We start from the raw sequence: 1,886 nt of genomic DNA on the forward strand, positions 1-1,886 counted from the left end.
ATCCAAGTCGAACTCACTGAGATCGTCCACCAGCACCAAACCATGCCGCTCCTGCTCGGCGGGCCTGATATACACGTCATTGCCCTGGGCATTCATCCGCTTGAGCCATGGCGTGTTCTGGAGCACTTCGGCGGCTGACCATTCCCGGTTCATCATCTTGCCGCTGGCGGCATCCCGTATGCCGATGTCGTACCGGTCGCAGCCCATGGCCTTGAGCTGCCGGGCGATGGCTTGCGCGGTGCGGTCACCCTTTACTTGAGCTTGAAAACCAGCCATATACCCCCCTGTTGTTCGATGATTTGCGGCTCCAGCCAAAGCCATGATGCGATCAGCAGCGCCAGAATAGGCGTCACGGAAGCGATCAAGACCCCGGCCCACAACTTCCATGTCCAGCCACGGGCGGCGCTCCGGGCGCTCTGCGCGGCGCTGCTCACCTCGGCGGCTACCTCCCGCAACTCCTTGGCCAGCTCCACCCATGCCGCCCCTGTCTGGCGTTGGGCTTTCAGCCACTCCGCTGCCTGCGCCTCGCTGGCCTGCTGAGTCTGGCTCATGACCTGCCGGGCCTCGTCGGCCAGTGTCGCCATGCTCTGGGCCAGCGGTTCGATCTGCTCCGCTAACTCGTTGATGCCTCTGGACTTCTTCACTCTGTCTATCGCGCTCATGCTCGATAACCTCCCGGTATTCTTGTAAGTCGATGATCTGGCCGTTGGCCGTGTCGATGGCTAGGGCGGTGTCGGCCCGCTCGGTGCGGATGCCCCGGCCCTCCATCTCCACCACGTTGGGGCCAAGATGGATGCCCGGCAGGCGCTCGATGCCCTGCGCCTCAAGTGTTCTATGGTCAATGCGGGCGTCGTGACCAGCCCGCTCTAATGCCCGGTTGGCATGGTCGGCCCATGCCTCGCGGGTCTGCTCAAGCCATCCCTTGGGCTTCAGGCTCTCGGACTTCTGCGCCCCGCCCCGCTCTGGCTGTTTGGCGTTGTACCGCTTGAACCACTGGTCAGCCGGGCGCTCGATACCGTCGTTCTTCCGCTCAGAGATCATCAAGTGGCAATGGGGGTTCTCACCTTTACCGGCATGAATGGCCAGCGTATACGGCAGGCGCTCGCCCTCGGTCAGATGCCGGGCGAATTCGTCCACCAGCTCCCGCTGCTGATCTAGGGTCAGTTCGACCGGCAGGGCAAACTCAACCTCTTTGAACAGCCGCCCATTGGCGCGTTCATACAGGTCGGCAGCATCCCAGTAGTCGGCGGGGCGCTCGGCCCACTCGGGCAGGTGGCCGGACTGAGTGTGCAGCACCTCGTCACGGTCGCGGGAGTAACGGCCCTCCCGCTGGATGTAATCGGCTTTCGCCTTGGCCGACTGGCCGCCGTTCCGGCTGCCGGTCTTGGCCGTAAGGTGATAGATGGCCATAGGGGTTTAGCTCCATGCAATGGCCCTCGGAGAGCGCACAGCCCCAAAGGGGTGCCCGCAGGGCAGTTTCTCGAAGAGAAACCGGTAAGTGCCCCTCCCGTTAGAATGACGGTCGGGGTTTGCGGTGTCTGTGCTCCGATGATAGCATGATGGCAAGCACATAACCAAGGGGAATGTCAACATGGCAAAAGCAGCGGAACGGCTCGCCAAGCTGGAAGAGCAACGGGCACGGATCAACGCCGAGATCCAGCGGGTCAGGGCACGGGAGCAGCAGCAAAAGCGCAAGGAGGACACCCGGCGCAAGGTGCTGGTAGGCGCGTGGATACTCGGCAAAGTCGAAAGCGGCGAGTGGCCAGAACAGCGCTTGCTCGATGGGCTGGACAGCTACCTAGAGCGCGACCATGACCGGGCGCTGTTCGGACTGCCACCCAAGCAGGAATAGCAGCCACAGGAGCATGGCCAGCCGGAGCCGCAAG

General features: G+C 62.9%; 2 protein-coding genes and 1 pseudogene. 1 reads left to right on the forward strand and 2 read right to left on the reverse strand.

Going from position 1 to position 1,886, the window contains the following annotated elements; all coding sequences use genetic code 11:
* Positions 1-251: 251 nt before the first annotated feature.
* The gene (locus R7P64_RS24065; RefSeq protein WP_011117300.1) at positions 252-662 is read right to left on the reverse strand and encodes an IncQ-type mobilization protein MobB; all 411 of its coding nucleotides are present in this window, start codon (positions 660-662) and stop codon (positions 252-254) included.
* Between the two features lie 106 nt (positions 663-768).
* Positions 769-1,410 (reverse strand): annotated as a pseudogene (locus R7P64_RS24070) (MobA/MobL family protein); the annotation flags it as partial.
* A gap of 181 nt (positions 1,411-1,591) precedes the next feature.
* Between R7P64_RS24070 and R7P64_RS24075 the strand changes: the two are divergent.
* Positions 1,592-1,852, forward strand: coding sequence for a mobilization protein (locus R7P64_RS24075; protein ID WP_169578253.1), 261 nt, complete (start codon positions 1,592-1,594; stop codon positions 1,850-1,852).
* The last annotated feature ends 34 nt before the right edge of the window (positions 1,853-1,886 follow it).

Origin of the sequence: Vibrio sp. 2304 (assembly GCF_033339475.1) — a bacterium.
Lineage (GTDB): Bacteria > Pseudomonadota > Gammaproteobacteria > Enterobacterales > Vibrionaceae > Vibrio > Vibrio alginolyticus.